1 pseudogene is annotated in these 423 nt (G+C 31.7%); it reads right to left on the bottom strand.

Annotation, left to right across the window (positions count from 1 at the left end):
• Positions 1-313 (bottom strand): annotated as a pseudogene (locus tag AB4496_RS27645) (hypothetical protein); the annotation flags it as partial.
• Positions 314-423: the final 110 nt, after the last annotated feature.

Here is a 423-nt window from a genome sequence, read left to right as displayed (position 1 = left end):
CATAACAACCTGACCTTGAATATAATGTGAATTTATTGTCTATTTTTGTTCTTATATATAAATTCATTACTGAAGAGGAATAGTCCAAATAATTACCCTCTTTCAAGTTGTAGTAAATATTCAAATCCTTATTTCCTTCCACCTCGTTCAAATAACTTGAAATAACCCCTAGCCGAACCTGCTTTGCTTTCGAACTTGAAAGTTGGGTGACACTAATAACACATGTTTGATACGTAAAAAACACAAAAGTAACTATAAAAATAGCTCTCGCTGATCTATTCTTCCACTTTAACATCTCAGAATTTTCAAACATATCAGCGAATACATAACAGCATGAAAGAAAGATTAATAGGTTTGCAGCACTAAAATAGTAAAAACCTGAGGGCATTTTCAATGCAAATATTCCAAATGCATATGCATTTG

The sequence above is a fragment of the Vibrio sp. 10N.222.46.A1 genome (assembly GCF_041473595.1).
Lineage (GTDB): Bacteria > Pseudomonadota > Gammaproteobacteria > Enterobacterales > Vibrionaceae > Vibrio > Vibrio tasmaniensis_A.
Note: the sequence above shows the minus strand (reverse complement) of the source record. Positions and strands in the feature narration are given on the sequence as shown.